At 62.8% G+C, this 14,605-nt stretch carries 15 protein-coding genes; 7 read left to right on the top strand and 8 right to left on the bottom strand.

All coding sequences use genetic code 11. From position 1 onward, the window contains the following. Nucleotide 1: 1 nt before the first annotated feature. The 6 genes from NKJ23_RS24570 to NKJ23_RS24545 form a co-directional block, all read right to left on the bottom strand. Nucleotides 2–997 (bottom strand): ABC transporter permease, encoded by a 996-nt coding sequence (locus NKJ23_RS24570; protein ID WP_352501149.1) that lies wholly within the window; start codon nt 995–997, stop codon nt 2–4. A 30-nt stretch (nt 998–1,027) separates the two neighbouring features. Continuing rightward, nucleotides 1,028–2,560, bottom strand: coding sequence for a sugar ABC transporter ATP-binding protein (locus NKJ23_RS24565; RefSeq protein ID WP_352682964.1), 1,533 nt, complete (start codon nt 2,558–2,560; stop codon nt 1,028–1,030). Further along, entirely contained in the window at nt 2,550–3,533 is a 984-nt protein-coding gene (locus NKJ23_RS24560; RefSeq protein WP_352682963.1) for an ABC transporter permease, read from the bottom strand. Before NKJ23_RS24560 ends, NKJ23_RS24565 begins: the two co-directional genes overlap by 11 nt. Before the next feature lie 138 nt (nt 3,534–3,671). Then, nucleotides 3,672–4,703 carry a sugar ABC transporter substrate-binding protein gene (locus NKJ23_RS24555; protein WP_352682961.1) on the bottom strand — a complete coding sequence of 344 codons (1,032 nt, stop codon included), beginning with the start codon at nt 4,701–4,703 and terminating at the stop codon, nt 3,672–3,674. 23 nt (nt 4,704–4,726) lie between these two features. Further along, nucleotides 4,727–5,578, bottom strand: coding sequence for an IclR family transcriptional regulator (locus NKJ23_RS24550; protein ID WP_352682959.1), 852 nt, complete (start codon nt 5,576–5,578; stop codon nt 4,727–4,729). Beyond that, nucleotides 5,578–6,720, bottom strand: a complete 1,143-nt coding sequence (locus NKJ23_RS24545; protein WP_352682958.1) for an extracellular solute-binding protein — start codon at nt 6,718–6,720, stop codon at nt 5,578–5,580. Before NKJ23_RS24545 ends, NKJ23_RS24550 begins: the two co-directional genes overlap by 1 nt. Before the next feature lie 618 nt (nt 6,721–7,338). Between NKJ23_RS24545 and cyoA the strand changes: the two genes are divergently transcribed. From cyoA to cyoD, 4 genes are read left to right on the top strand one after another with little or no spacing between them, the layout of a single operon-like run. Beyond that, on the top strand, nt 7,339–8,262 hold the full coding sequence (gene cyoA, locus NKJ23_RS24540; protein WP_352588758.1) for a ubiquinol oxidase subunit II: 924 nt from the start codon (nt 7,339–7,341) through the stop codon (nt 8,260–8,262). A gap of 2 nt (nt 8,263–8,264) precedes the next feature. Then, nucleotides 8,265–10,271, top strand: a complete 2,007-nt coding sequence (gene cyoB, locus NKJ23_RS24535) for a cytochrome o ubiquinol oxidase subunit I (protein WP_023677047.1) — start codon at nt 8,265–8,267, stop codon at nt 10,269–10,271. Beyond that, nucleotides 10,268–10,918, top strand: coding sequence for a cytochrome o ubiquinol oxidase subunit III (cyoC, locus tag NKJ23_RS24530; RefSeq protein ID WP_023677048.1), 651 nt, complete (start codon nt 10,268–10,270; stop codon nt 10,916–10,918). Before cyoB ends, cyoC begins: the two co-directional genes overlap by 4 nt. After that, nucleotides 10,915–11,343, top strand: coding sequence for a cytochrome o ubiquinol oxidase subunit IV (gene cyoD, locus NKJ23_RS24525; protein WP_023677049.1), 429 nt, complete (start codon nt 10,915–10,917; stop codon nt 11,341–11,343). Before cyoC ends, cyoD begins: the two co-directional genes overlap by 4 nt. A gap of 153 nt (nt 11,344–11,496) precedes the next feature. Here the strand turns inward: cyoD and NKJ23_RS24520 are convergent, their stop codons facing one another. Continuing rightward, a complete protein-coding gene (locus NKJ23_RS24520; protein WP_352588960.1) occupies nt 11,497–12,000 on the bottom strand; it encodes a YbhB/YbcL family Raf kinase inhibitor-like protein in 504 nt (167 codons plus the stop codon). Between the two features lie 131 nt (nt 12,001–12,131). Between NKJ23_RS24520 and NKJ23_RS24515 the strand changes: the two genes are divergently transcribed. The 3 genes from NKJ23_RS24515 to NKJ23_RS24505 all read left to right on the top strand — a co-directional run bounded on the left by NKJ23_RS24515 (nt 12,132) and on the right by NKJ23_RS24505 (nt 14,031). Then, entirely contained in the window at nt 12,132–13,322 is a 1,191-nt protein-coding gene (locus tag NKJ23_RS24515) for a DUF3182 family protein (RefSeq protein ID WP_352682955.1), read from the top strand. Between the two features lie 80 nt (nt 13,323–13,402). Continuing rightward, nucleotides 13,403–13,663, top strand: coding sequence for a SpoIIAA family protein (locus NKJ23_RS24510; protein WP_352682953.1), 261 nt, complete (start codon nt 13,403–13,405; stop codon nt 13,661–13,663). A gap of 146 nt (nt 13,664–13,809) precedes the next feature. Then, a complete protein-coding gene (locus NKJ23_RS24505) occupies nt 13,810–14,031 on the top strand; it encodes a hypothetical protein (protein ID WP_352588767.1) in 222 nt (73 codons plus the stop codon). 41 nt (nt 14,032–14,072) lie between these two features. Here the strand turns inward: NKJ23_RS24505 and NKJ23_RS24500 are convergent, their stop codons facing one another. Beyond that, entirely contained in the window at nt 14,073–14,396 is a 324-nt protein-coding gene (locus tag NKJ23_RS24500; protein ID WP_352682951.1) for a hypothetical protein, read from the bottom strand. Nucleotides 14,397–14,605: the final 209 nt, after the last annotated feature.

The raw sequence follows: 14,605 nt of genomic DNA, 5'->3' as shown, positions 1-14,605 counted from the left end.
ATCAGCCTCCAATGGCGCGCCGGCGCTTTGCTTCGTCGAAGGCGACGGCGGCAATGATGATCATGCCGGTGATGACCAGTTGCCACTCGGTCGGCAGGCCGAGACCACGGAGGCCGTTGGACAGGAACTGCAGGATGAGCACGCCGAGCGCCATGCCGGTCAGGCTGCCGATGCCGCCGGCAAGGCTCACCCCGCCAAGCACGGTGGCGGCAACGACCTGGAACTCGAAATTCAGCCCGGCCGTATGCTGCGCCGAACCGACGCGGGCCGCCAGGATGATGCCGGCTACCGTCGCCAGCAGCGCGCTGATGATGAAGCAGGTGAACTTGACGCGGCGCACGTCGTAACCCGCCAGCCGTGCCACTTCCGGATTGCCGCCGACGGCATAGATCTGCCGCCCGAACGGCCGGTGCTGCATCACGTAGGCGAAAACGGCGAGCAGGACGATGGCGATGACAGCCGAATAGGGAACGACGTTGAACAGGCGGCCGTCCGACAACGCGATGAAGCTGTCGAGCGCGGCATCGTCTGGAATAGCGCGCTGGCCGGTATAGAGATAAACGCCGCCGCGCATGATGAACATCGTGCCCAGAGTCACGATCAGCGAGTTGATGCCGGCGTAGGCCGTCAGATAGCCATTCACGACGCCGATGATCAGCCCGAACAGCAGCGCGCCACTGATGCCGAGCAGCAGAGAATTCGTGTCGTTCATGATGATGATCAGCGGCAGGGCGATGGTCGCCAGCAGCGAGCCGATCGAGATGTCGACCTCGCCTGATATGAAGACGATGGCGCAGCCGATGCCGGCTGTCAGCGCCAGCGAAGCCTGACCGAGCACATTGGTGATGTTGCGCACGGAGAAGAAATTCTCGGCGGTGAAGGAAAAGAACGCGATCACCAGGATGAGGCAGAGGAGCAATGCCAATTCCTGCCGCGCGACGAGCCGCGCCAGCATGGACGGCCCAGCTTTCATGGTGTCGGTGCTTGCCAGGCTCATCGCTTGGTCCCTTTGCGAAGCGTCATCGTCTTAGCCGATCGCCGCATTGAGGATGTTCTCCTGCGTGGCCTCGTCGCGAGGCATGATCGCGGTGAGGCGGCCTTCGCACATCACCGCGATGCGGTCGGCAAGCCCCAGCAGCTCGGGCATTTCGGACGTCATCATGACGACCGCCAGGCCCTCGCCGGCGAGCCGGTCGATGAGCGCAAAAATCTCCGACTTGGCACCGACGTCGATGCCGCGGGTCGGCTCGTCGACGACGATCACCTTGAGACCGCGCATCAGCCAGCGCGAGATCAGCACTTTCTGCTGATTGCCGCCGGACAGATTCTTGACCTGCTGGAACAGGCTGGGCGTCCGGATGCGGAAACGGTCGACATAGTCCTGCACCGCGTTGCGTTCGCTGACCTTGTCGACAAAGCCCATTCTGGCGAAGGCGCCGAGTGAGGCGAGGCTGGCATTCTGGTAGACCGGCAATTCGCCCATCAGCCCCTCGCTCTTGCGGTCCTCGGTGAGCAGGCCGATGCCGAGCCGGACGCCGGTGTGCGTTTCGTGCGGCAGCAACCGGCTGCCATCGACCGAAATGGCGCCGGAAGTGATAGGGTCGTAGCCGACGATGGCCTTGGCGAGCTCGGTCCGGCCGGCCCCCATCAGGCCGAAGAAGCCGAGGACCTCGCCGGCACGCGCCTCGAACGACACATCCTTCAGCTTCTTGGCGGTGCTGAGCCCTTCAACGGAAAGCGCGACCTTGCTGCCCGGCGCGCCGCGCTTGCGCGGGAACAGGTTTTCGATGCGCCGGCCGATCATGTCCTGGATCAGTGTGTCGTTGGTGTGCTCGCCGATCGGCCTGGTCGAGACGTGGCGGCCATCGCGCAGCACGGTCACGGTGTCGGCGATCTCGAAGACCTCGTCGAGCTTGTGGCTGACATAGAGCACCGCGATGCCGAGCGCGGCCAGCCGGCGGATGACGGTGAACAGCAGCGAGACCTCGTTCGGCGTCAGCGAGGAGGTCGGCTCGTCCATCACCACGACGCGGGCCTCATGGGCGAGTGCGCGGGCGATCTCGACCATCTGCTGCTGGCTGACCGGCAGCGATCCCGTGCGCGCCGCCGGGTCGACATTGAAGCCGATACGCTTGAACAGAGCGGCCGCATCGGCACGGATCTTCTTCCAGTCGATCGAGCCGCCTTTGCCGGTCGGATAGCCTTCGAGGAAGATGTTTTCGGCGACGCTGAATTCGGCGATCAGCGCGATCTCCTGGAACACCACCTTGATGCCCTCTTTCAGGCTATCGCGCGGCGACTTGATGTCGGCCTCGCGGCCGCGCAGGCGGATGGTGCCGGCATCCTTGCCGTAGACCCCGGCCATGATCTTGATCAGCGTCGACTTGCCGGCGCCGTTCTCGCCCATCAGGGCATGGATTTTGCCGGGTTCCAAGGTCAGATCGACATTGTCCAGCGCCACCACGCCGGGAAAACGCTTGCCGATACCGCGCATCTCCAGCGCCGGCACGCTTTTGTCGACAGCCACGGTTTCGCCGGGGTGAAGGAAATCAACCGACATTGGCTCTGTTCCGCACGATGTCGAGATAGGTCGCCAGGATGATGACGATTCCAGGCACCACCATCTGCAGATCCTGGTTCCAGCCGAGGATGATGATGCCGTTGTCGATGACCTTCAGCACGAGCACTCCAAGCAACGTGCCGAGCAGCGAACCGCGGCCGCCAAGCAGGCTGGTGCCGCCGAGGATGACGGCGGCAATCACCGTCAGCTCGAAGCCGCGGCCGGCGGTCGGCTGGCCGGCATTCATCAGCGACGACAGGATCATGCCGGCAATGCCGACGCACAGGCCGGTGACGACGAAGGCGAACAGTTTCAGCCGTTGCGAGCGCACGCCGGAGAGACGAACCGCGCGCTCGTTGGCGCCGACAGCGTAGAGATAACGGCCGAGCGTGGTGAAGCGCAGCGTTGCCGCGGCCAGCGCGAAAATCACCGCGGCAACGACCACGGGCAGCGGGATCGCGCCGATATAGCCGGCGCCGAGATCGGTGAAGCCGGCAAGCCGGTGGTGGTTCTGCACCGCCTCGCGGGTGAACAGGTAAACGCCGCCCTGCAGCATCATCATGGTGCCGATGGTGGCGATCAGCGAGTTCACTTTGAGCCTGGTGACGACCAGCCCGTTGAACAGGCCGACGGCACCGGCAAAGGCGAGCGCCGCCAGCAGCCCGAGCGTCAGGCTGTGCGTCGAATTGAGCACGGCCATGCCGATGCAGCCGACAAAAGCCAGCGATGCACCGACCGACAGGTCGACTTCCGCGGTGATGATCAGCATCGTCATGCCTGAGGCGACGATCAGCACCAGTGCGCATTGGCGCAGGATGGCGATGATGTTGGCCTCGGAATAGAATTGCGGCGCGGCAATCGAGATGGCCATGCAGAGCACGGCCAGGATCACGCCGAGCACCAGCTGGCTGCTGCCCAGCAGCTGGCCGCCGATGAAACGCCTTGGCGCGGAGGATTGCGTAAGCTCGCTCATGTCCATTTCATTTCCGGGCCGCATCGGGTGCCGTCGCCGTCTGGAAACTGCCGGCCAAAACAGGACGGTTGACCTGTTTTGCCGTCGGCATCCGATCCGATGCCCTTCCCGCCGCGCGGGAAGGGCTAGCCGGAATCCTTACTTCTTCAGATCGGCGGAAGTTTTCATGCATTTTTCCGGTGGCTGAAGCGCATTGACGGCATCCCATTTGATTTTGCGTGTGGTGCCATCGTAGTCGTAGAACTTCTTCCAGTCGTCGCCGTTCATCGGCGCGGTCGGGCTGACGATGTGTTCCGGCACCTCTTCGCCGTTGAAGAGCTTAACCGCTGCATTGATGGCGGTGTAGCCTTCCTTTTCCGGGAACATCGCGGCTTCGATGCGATAGGACGGCTCGTTCTGCATCGCATTGATGAAGGCAAGGCCTTCGCCGCCGGTGCCGACCGTCAACAGGCCATCCTGCGACTTGCCGGCCGCTTTCCAGGCCTGAAGGCCGCCGAGCGAGGAGGAATCGTTGATGCCGTAGATGATGTTGATGTCGGCGTTCTTGGCAAGTGCCGCCGAAGAGACCTCGAGCGCGCGATCGGGATTGCCGCCGCCGTCGAGGTCGTGGACCATGACCGCGTCGGGGATGATGGTCTTGAGGCCATCCATGAAACCCTGCGACCGCAGCACCGTGGCGGACAGCAGCGGCAGGCCGACATTCATCACCTTGGCTTTGCCTTCGAGCTTTTCCTTGGCGTATTTGCCGGCTTCGACGCCGGCGGTGTAGCCGGTGTCGTAGTCGCAGATCGCGACCATTGTGGTCATGCCCTTGACCGGATTGCCTTCGAGCACGACTGGAACGTTGTTGGATTTCGCCTGGCGCAGCAACGGCACGACGCCTTCCTCGTTGACGGGCGTGATGATCAGGACGTCGACGCCCTTGGCCATGAAATCTTCGGCGGCGGAGACCTCCTTGGCAACGTCCAGATTGGCGTCCTGCACCTCGAGCTCGATACCGAGTTCCTTGGCGCGGGACTGCATGCCCTTGATGACGTTCTGATACCACTCATGCGTGGCGTAGTTGGTGACGTAGCCGATGCGCTTCGGCATGTTTTCGGCGTGTGCCGCGGCGGCGCTCAGAGCAAGCACCGCCGCCGAGGCAAACAGCATCGATTTGGACCAGTTCATGTTTCTTCTCCCTGTATTTCTTGTCAGTTGCTGAACGGATAGTCCCGCCGTTCCGGGTCGGCACGTGAAGAGACGGCAGCTTCGCCCGCGCCCAGCGCCGCCGATATCGTCTCGGCCGCCGCCTTCGTCCGCTCGAAGACGGTGCTGCGATCGAAGCGGGCGGCCTTTTGCGGCAGGAAGGGGACGGTGAGCGCGGCAATGACGGCGCCGGTATGGTCGCGCACTGGCATCGAGATGTTGGTGCAGCCCTCGACAGCCAGCGAGGCGCGCATTTCATAGCCGAGCCTTGCGACCTCGTTCAGCCGCGCTTCGATTTCCGCCCGGCTGCCTTGGCCTTCGCCTGCGGCGACGATCCGTTCGACGATGCGGTCACGCTCGGCGCGGCTCGAATGCGCCAGCAGCACCGCGCCGGAGCTCGTTTCGAGTATCGGGAAATGCGAGCCAAGGGCAACCGAATAACGCATCGGCAAAGGCGAATCGATCTGCAGCACGACCAGTGCGCTCTCGCCTTCGCGCACGACCAGATGGCAGCTCTGGTCGGCATTGGCGGCGAGGCCGCGCATCACCGGCAGCGCACATTCGACCAGGCGGTTCACCGGCGGATGCATATGCGCCAGTTCGAACAGCTTCAGCGACAGGCGGAAGCGGTCCGATTGCGTCCGGAAAATGTAGCCGCGCTTCTCCAGCAGCAGCAGGATGCGGTAGATCTCGTGAATGGAGCGCCCCATTCCAGTGGCGATCTCGGTTTGGGTCAGCGGCTCGCCGCTGGCAGCCATGAATTCCAGTATGTCGAGCGCCTTCTCCACCGCCGGCACCCGATAGCCGTTGCGGCCGCTTTCGCCTTCGTCGACGATCTGGGCAATATCGGCGGCCATTACGCGACGCTCCGTTGCGGCTGGCCATGCCTGGTCTCGCGATAGAGCCGGTTCAGCCGATCCGCGAGCTCGGCCGCCTGCAATTCGCCGGCGATCGCCGCCGCGGCATGAGGGGCGCATTGGCGGAAGAAGCTGATGAAGCCCGGATGGGTCGGGCGCAGATAGGAGGCTTCGATCGTCGCCAGCGTCGAGGCGAAGAAGCCGCCCGAGAGAGCGTTGACCTCGGCATCTTGCCACGCCGCCAGCGACCCCGGCTGTCCGCCGGATTTCACATAGTCGCCGCGCTGATAGCCGGGCGAGCACAGAAACAGCGCGTAATCGATGGCTGCCTGCTTGTGTTTCGATTGGGCGCTGACGCCGATGCCGGCGCCGCCGAGCAAGGCGCCGGCGGATTGCGGCGTCGGCACGTCGGCGAAGCGCAGATACGGCCTGTCTGCCTTAGAGGCGTAGTTCACATAGCCGAAGGCGAACGGCACGTAGACCACGTCGTCATGCCCGATCATGTGATCGTAGCAACGGATCGGGTTCCATTTCGGCGAGTTCGGATGCGACAGCGCTGCAAGCTGGCGCAATTGCCCGACGGCCCGCTCGATTTTTTCCGCGGCGATGAACTCGTCGCCGTCTTCCCGCGGTTCGCCCAGCGTCAAAAGCAGGCACATGGCGTCAGTCGGCACCAACGGCAGCCCAAGCCATTTGCCGTCCTTCAAGGCGCGCCGGCCGAGCTCCAGCACCTCGTCATGGCTGCGCGGCAGCGGTCCGTAGCGCTCCAGGAGATCGGGGCGATACGAGGCAACCTGACAGGCAGCATCGATCGGCAACGCCCATTGAAGCCCGTCCCTTGCGTAGGATTGCCAGGACGCGCCAACGGAATCCCGTTCGAAGCCGCGGCGCTGCTCGGCCGACAAATCGAACGGCACCATCAGCCCGCCTTCGGCAATATCGCCGATGAACGGATGGTCGAACACGACAAGATCATAGGCGCCGAGCACCGGACCAAGCGCGCCCTCGCCGAATTCGTAGAGGCTGCGGCGGTCCCATTCGATCTCAAGACCGGGATTGGCGGCACAATACGGCCCGATGCTGGCGTCGAGCGGACCCCAGCAGCGTCGGTGATCCCACGCGAGACCGCGCAGTCTTGTCATGCCGAAATTCCTCCCAGAGGCGGCCATGCGCCGGCCCAGCCGATTAGTAGCAACTATTTTCACCTAGACAAGTAGTTTTTACATACGCAAAGCCAGTCCTCGCTTCCGTTTGGCGAGAAAGCCGCCCAATCATCCTTGGTGCGCATCGCGTTGCCGCCGGCCTGCAACCAAAGGCTGCGATGGATCTGGCTTTTTGGGAACTTTCGCGACGAACATTCGTTCGGTTGGCGCAGCCATCTTGAGCAGCATCATGCGTCACTGGATTCAGCGCCGAGTCGCGGGGAGCGGACTAAATGGACCAACGGTGGGCGCGGCCATGAACCGGTTTACCGCCTTGGCATTCGCCACGTTTCTGGCGATAACTTCGATCTGGGTCCTGTCGCTGGTTTCTTAAGATTTGGCTCTGGTTTTTCAGGATTTGGCTCTGGTTTGTTAGGATTTGGAGGGGTTCTCGACAGGTCGACCGCTTAACGATGACGTCCGCCGCATGTGGTTCTGCCAGCCGGAGCCGCGTGCGTGAAGAAACTGTCGCCAGGAGCACACCGGCGCGCACATTCGGGGTTGGCAGCCACGCTGCCTGCAACGTTCCAATCGGTTTTCAGGAAACGGCGAGATCTCATGCTGCTGAGGGTGATCGTTCGAAACTGTGCCGCCATCCGTCTTGGCTGCCTCGGCGCGACGATTTTGCTGGTCGGGCTGCTTGCCGGCTGCCAGGGCGGCGTGCTCGATCCGCAAGGGCCGGTGGGGGCGGCGCAGCGGGCGATCCTGCTCAATTCGGTTGCTATAATGCTGGCCATCGTCATCCCGACGATCGTGGCGACGCTCGGCTTTGCCTGGTGGTTCCGGGAAACCAACACAAGAGCACGGTACCTGCCGGAATGGGCCTATTCCGGACGCATCGAACTGGTGGTCTGGTCGATCCCCATCCTCGTCATCCTGTTTCTGAGCGGCATCATCTGGATCGGGTCGCATGACCTCGATCCAATGAAGCCGCTGGATTCGCAGCAAAAGCCGCTTGAGGTGCAGGTCGTCTCGCTCGACTGGAAATGGCTGTTCATCTACCCCGAGCAGAATGTCGCGAGCATCAACCAGCTCGTGGTGCCGGCGGGCAGGCCGGTGCATTTCTCGCTTACCTCGGCAAGCGTCATGAACGCGTTCTTCGTGCCTCAGCTCGGCGGCATGATCTATACGATGAACGGCATGACGACGCAGCTTCACCTGCAGGCGGATCAGCCCGGCGAATTCTATGGGCGGTCGGCCCATTTCAGCGGCGACGGTTTTCCAGGCATGCAATTCGTGCTGCATGCCGTCGCAGCGGATGCCTTCGACGCGTTCGTCAATTCGGCGCGAAGCCAGGGACAGGCACTCGACAAGGCCAGCTACCAGGAACTAGCCAGACAGAGCATCGACGTGCCGCCTTCGACCTATCGCTCGGTCGAGCCGGACCTTTTCCATGAAATCGCGACGCAGGGCGTTCCGCCCGCGCCCGGTCCCCAGGCCGGTCGCCTCGAGCCGAGCGTATCGCCCACGACAGGAGGCTGACAATGCTCGGAAAATTGAGCTGGGACGTCATTCCGTTCGATCAGCCTCTGCCGATGATCGCCTCGGCGGTCGTCGCCCTGGCAATCCTCGGCGTGCTGGCCTGGGTCTTCCTGGCCGGCCATTTCCCCTATCTGTGGCGCGAATGGATCACCAGCGTCGATCACAAGCGGATCGGCGTCATGTACACGCTGCTGGCGCTGCTGATGCTGCTGCGCGGCTTCAGCGACGCCGTCATGATGCGGTCCCAGCAAGCCCTCGCCTTCCAGGCGCCCGGCTATCTGCCGCCCGATCACTTCAACCAGGTCTTTTCCGCCCACGGCACCATCATGATCTTTTTCGGGGCGATGCCGTTCGTCATCGGACTGATGAACCTGGTCGTGCCGCTGCAGCTCGGCGTCCGCGACGTTGCCTTTCCGACGCTCAACTCGGTGAGCTTCTGGCTCACCGCCACCGGTGCGCTGCTGGTCAACATCTCGCTGGTGATCGGAGAATTCGCCCGTACCGGATGGCTGCCCTACCCGCCGCTCAGCGAGACCGCCTACTCACCGGGCGTCGGCGTCGACTATTATCTGTGGGCGGTGCAGATATCGGGCGTCGGAACGCTGCTCACCGGGATCAATTTCGTCACCACGATCCTGAAGATGCGGGCGCCCGGCATGAGCTACCTGCGCATGTCGATGTTCTGCTGGACCTCACTCGCCGCCAGCCTGCTCATCGTCGCCGCCTTCCCGATCCTCACCGCCACGCTCGCGATGCTGACGCTCGACCGCTATTTCGGCTTTCATTTCTTCACCAATGAAGCCGGCGGCAACATGTTGATGTTCGTGAACCTGATCTGGGCCTGGGGCCATCCCGAGGTCTATATCCTCGTCCTGCCGGCGTTCGGCATCTTCTCGGAGGTCATCTCCACCTTCTCCAGCAAGCCGCTGTTCGGCTACCGCTCGATGGTGGCCGCGACGCTCTTCATCTGCATCGTCTCCTTCATGGTGTGGCTGCACCACTTCTTCACCATGGGCGCCGGCGCCGACGTCAACGCCGCGTTCGGCATCGCCACCAGCATCATTGCTGTCGGTACCGGCGTGAAGATCTACAACTGGATGTTCACCATGTATGGCGGCCGCATCCGCTTCGCGACGCCAATGCTGTGGTCGCTGGGCTTTATGGTGACGTTCGTCATCGGCGGTATGACGGGCGTGTTGCTGGCCGTGCCGCCGGCCGATTTCCTGCTCCACAACAGCCTGTTCCTGGTGGCGCATTTCCACAACGTCATCATCGGCGGTGTGCTGTTCGGCGCCTTCGCGGGATATACCTACTGGTTTCCAAAGGCATTCGGTTTCCGGCTGCACGAGGGCTGGGGCAAGCTGGCCTTCTGGCTGACTCTGATCGGCTTCTACGTCACTTTCGTGCCGCTCTACGCTGTTGGCCTGCTCGGCATGACCCGCCGAATGCAGCATTTCGACGTGTCGGCATGGTATCCCTGGGTGCTGGCTGCCGGCGTCGGCATGTTAATCACTACCGCCGGCGTGGTCGCGCAGATCGTACAGCTCGTCGTCAGCATCCGGCAGCGCGCGGCGCTTCGCGACGCCACCGGAGATCCCTGGGACGGCCGCTCGCTGGAATGGGCCACGCCCTCGCCGCCGCCGGTCTTCAACTTCGCCGCGCTTCCGCATGTCGAGGGCGAAGAGCCCTACTGGAGCATCAAGCAGCGGGCACGCGAGCAAAACCGGCTGCGCGACGAGCCTGACTACGAGCCGATCGAGATGCCGCGCAACAGTCCCACCGGGTTCATCTGCGCCTTCTTTGCGACCGTAATGGGTTTTGCCCTCATCTGGCACATCTGGTGGATGGTGGCGCTCGGCGCTCTCGGTGCTTTGGCCACCTTCGTCGTATTCGCGTGGCGCGACATCCCCGAATACGTCATTCCTGCCGCCGAAGTCGCCCGGATCGACCGCGCCAACCGAAGTGCCCGCCGCGAGGCGCTGGTTACCTACACAGGGCCAAGGCCATGACCGCGATCGATGTTCGAGAGCGTGACCCTTACCGCCTCCATGGCGGGCACGGCCATGCACCTGGCCACGGCGACGGCGGCCCGGCACCGATCCGGATCGTCGTCGGCTACGGCTTCTGGATCTTCCTCCTGAGCGACATCGTGATGTTCTCGGCCTTCTTCGCGGCCTACGCCGTGCTGGCGGGCAAGACGGCGGGCGGACCAAGCGGGGCCGAGCTGTTCGACCTGCGCAACGTCGCGATCGAGACGGCGGCCCTGCTTTTGTCGAGTTTTACCTGCGGTCTCGCCAGCCTCGCCGTGACAGCGCGGCGAAGCTCCTGGTTCTATGTCGCGATGGCTGTCACTTTCGTGCTCGGCGCCAGCTTCATCCTGCTCGAGTTGCGCGAGTTCGCCCATATGGTTGCCCGCGATGCCGGACCGACGCGCAGTGCTTTCCTGTCGGCGTTCTTCACGCTGGTTGGATGCCATGGCCTTCACGTGACGGCGGGGCTGCTGTGGCTGCTCACGATGATGGCGCAGATCTTCGCCAAGGGATTCCGTGACGATATTCTTCGGCGTTTCATGTGCTTCAGCCTGTTCTGGCACGCCCTCGACATCATCTGGGTCGCCCTGTTCACGGTGGTCTATCTCCTGGGAGCAAGTCGATGAGCAATGCGGACGATCGCCACGCGCAACGGCGCGACACCGATGGGCTGGAGCGCTACGACATCGATACGGCGCCGGGTGACGAATACCTCGGCGACACCGAAGTCGGATCCGGGCTACGCGGCTATGTGATCGGCCTCGGGCTGGCAACGCTGTTGACCATCGCCTCGTTCTGGTTGCTCGGAACCAACCTGATATGGGCACCCGGCATTCCGGTGGCGCTGGTCGTGCTTGCGATCGCCCAGATGGGCGTGCATCTCGTCTTCTTCCTGCACATCACGACGGGGCCGGACAACACCAACAACGCTCTAGCGCTTGCCTTCGGCGTGCTGATCGTAGTTCTGGTGATTGGCGGCTCGATCTGGATCATGGCCAACCTCGACCACAATTTGATGCCGATGAACGCGATCATGAACATGAACCGCTGATGCATGTCGCGCAAAAGTGTGCAGCGGTTTTGTGATAACGACATGCGTAAAAACAAGAATCTAAAGCGCGTCGCATGAGGCCGATCGAACGCGACGCGCTTTAGCGATTATTCCGGCCGTTCGCCGCAGTTCATGCGACAGCGAGCTCCGGTCTCAAGCCCGTTCGAATGTGCCGACGAGCTCGGCCTCTCCCACGACGTGCGGCGCGGCCTGTTTCAGCACGTCTTCGACGGCAGCCTTCTCGTCGAGACGCAGCGTCTCGACGTCGACCGCAAGAAGCCGGAAATGGTAATGGTGGAGCCCATGCCCAGGCGGCGGCTGGGGGCCGTCATAATGAGGATTGCCGAAATCATTGACGCCGTGTCCGAGGCTCTCGGTCTTGGCGCCGGCGGTCGTGCCTTCGGGAAGAAAGTTCCGCTGTGCGTCGATGTCGTAGACCGCCCAATGACGGAACATGCCTGAAGGGGCGTCGGGGTCCTCGACGGCCAGGACGAAGCTTTTGGTTCCTTGCGGCGCGTCCGTCCACTCCAATGGCGGCGAGACGTTGCCGCCGTCGCGGGAATAGCGCGGCGGTATTTTTTCGCCATCGGCAAAGGCAGAGCTTTGAGCGTGAAAGCCATGGTCTCGATCTCCCTGGCTGAGGTTCCCGCATAACAACCGCGAGCCACCGATGTTCCGGGCAGCCACCTGGTCAAACCCGCAGCCGGCCGTTGGCCGGAACATTCGCCGAGGAAGCGGGTTTTTCGGTTCGGACGCATCGCCGCGGAATGGCGGCAAGAGGCTCGGCAATGGACGAAGGGCGCGACATGACCGGGCTAAGCGGTAAGCAACCAAGCGGGGCGAAAGGTGTTGTGGTCGCATTCTCCGTGCCGGGCGGCGAGACAATCTATACCCACGAGCGGGAAACCGTCGCTGCCGTTGCGCGCACGATTGCGGCGTTGAAGGGCTTTGCCTTCCGCCAGGGCCTGCGTGACGGCGGCGGTGACAGTGGCCGACTGTATTTCGTGCCGGACGACAGCCTGCTTGCCGTCGATGCGCTCCAACTGGGCATAAACGGGCCGGACGACCTCTTCGGCGGTGTGGTGCCCTGGCGCCTCGCAACCACCAAGGCCATAACCCACGAGCTGGTGGACGGATCGGCGGCACGGCCAAAAGAATGGCACGCCGGCTTCGGCAGGGCCGTCGCCGCGGCCGTACTGCCCGGTTACACCGCATTTTCACGCCACGACGCGCTGCGCGCAGCGCAACGTCTGCTGGAGCTCGGGCTGGTCCGGTTCAAGCCACCGCGCGCTTCGCGGGGCCGCGACCAGCACACCGCCGCGACGGTCGGCGATGTCGAAAGGCTGCTGGACCAATATCCATCCTCTGACCTAAGCGAATACGGCCTTGTTCTCGAAACGCAGCTTCGCGACATCGTTACGCTGAGCGTTGGCAGAACCATGATCGACGAATTGTCGATCAGCTATTACGGCACCCAGCGGACGACGACCGACAACGACGGACAGCCCGTTTACGGCGGATCCGATCTGGTCGTCGTGCGCGGCGGATGGGAGGCGCTGGATGAGCTGCGATTATCGCCGACGCTGGGTTTGGCCGTGGCGCAGGCGAGAACCTATGACGCAGCGATGGATGGTTATCCCGGATTTTTCGCCTCACGGCGCAACTACGACATCGGCCAAGGTGTCGATTCCTCGGGCATCTGGCGATCGGGTGTGCTGGAAGCCAGCTGGCGGATCGGTGGCAGCAGCAGCGCCGAGCTGGCAGCAATGGAGGCCATGACGCGTGACCCCGACGTGCAGATTGTGCATGTCTCCGCGGTCAAGCAGTTCGGCAACACCGCGCAGCTGCCGCTGAATGCAGAAATCCACTTCGACGGAGAGGACCCCGAGGAGGGCCAAATCACGCGTTACACCGTCGTCACCCGGGCGATCCGAGGGCCGATCGGGAAGCCGGCCGATCGTCATTTTAGGTCGAAGTGAAACACGCCTTTGGCAGGGAACATCCGCGAATGGCCCGAGTTTGTTTCAGGCAGCCAGCCAGTCAGAAACCGGAGGAAAAAATGATCGAGATGATTTCCGCTCCCCAGAACGTAGCCGCCTTTCGTGTCACCGGCACCGTGACGGCGGACGACTACGACAGAGTCATCCCGGCAATCGAAGCGAAACTGAGCGACCACAAGGACATCGGCGTCCTGACCGATCTTGCCGATTTCGAGGACATGACGGCTGGCGCCTTGCGGCGCGACCTGCAGTATGGGCTGAGCAAACTTGGCGAGCTCCACCGCTTCAAACGTGCCGCGGTGATTTCCGACAAGCAGTAGATCAAGGCCGCCACGGAAATGACGGACGCGCTGTTTCCGCAAATCGAGGCGCGGGTGTTCCCGGAGGACGAAAAGGCCCAGGCCCTGAAATGGGTGGCGGGCGTGCAATAGCGGCGTTGCCTGCAGGAGTGGTTACGGAAATGGCCATGCCAACCGTTTACGACAAACGACAGGATCCGGAAGGCCTCTGGGAGGTCTATGACAGCGAGAGCGACGAAGCCGTCGTGGTCGATGGATTGCCGCTTTCCGGTCTCGACGAAAGCGAAGCCGATGAAGCGATTGAAAAGCTCAATCGGGGCGATCTGACGTCGGACAACATCCCCGAGACGGTTCGGTCAGGGTGGCCTCCGACCAAGGACGGTTTGTGATGACAGCCTGACGGACGTCACCGAGGCGATCGGTCGCGGATCTACGACGAGGCCTTGACCCCGAGCTTGCGGGCCTTGTCCTCGAAGTCGTCACGAATGTCCTCGATCGTCGGCAGATGCAGTCGGCGCAGCTGGGCGTGCAACTTTTTGGCAGCGTCGGAATTCAGGTCGCGCTTGAAATTGGTCGCGACCTCCTCGGCCGAGCCGTAACGGCGATAGCGCTCAATCTCGGTCTTCGTGGCCTGCTGGACATGTTCGAGCGTCTTGCGCTCGGCATCGGATTTTCCGTCCGGTTTGGCCCGCATGACCGGGTTGAAGGTTTTGCTGATAACGAATTCGACCAGTTCCTGCTGGGCGTGAGCCATGATTGTTCTCCCTCGAAGGAGGCCTGTCCGGGCCTAGAACGGTTCGTCGTTTCCCGGAAACGCTGAACCGCTCTATTTTTTCGTTTTGACGCAATTCCGAACGGAAAACCGTTCCACACTTTTACTGGAATTGCTTGTCTTATGACTTTCGCTGCCGAATGGGTCAGAAAGGAACGCTGAGAGAGGGTAGCCGCCCTCCCTCAGCGGCG

It is taken from the genome of Mesorhizobium sp. M0184, from assembly GCF_040322215.1.
Classification (GTDB): domain Bacteria; phylum Pseudomonadota; class Alphaproteobacteria; order Rhizobiales; family Rhizobiaceae; genus Mesorhizobium.
The sequence above is the reverse complement of the archived record's forward strand: the minus strand, read 5'-3'. Positions and strand labels throughout refer to the sequence as shown.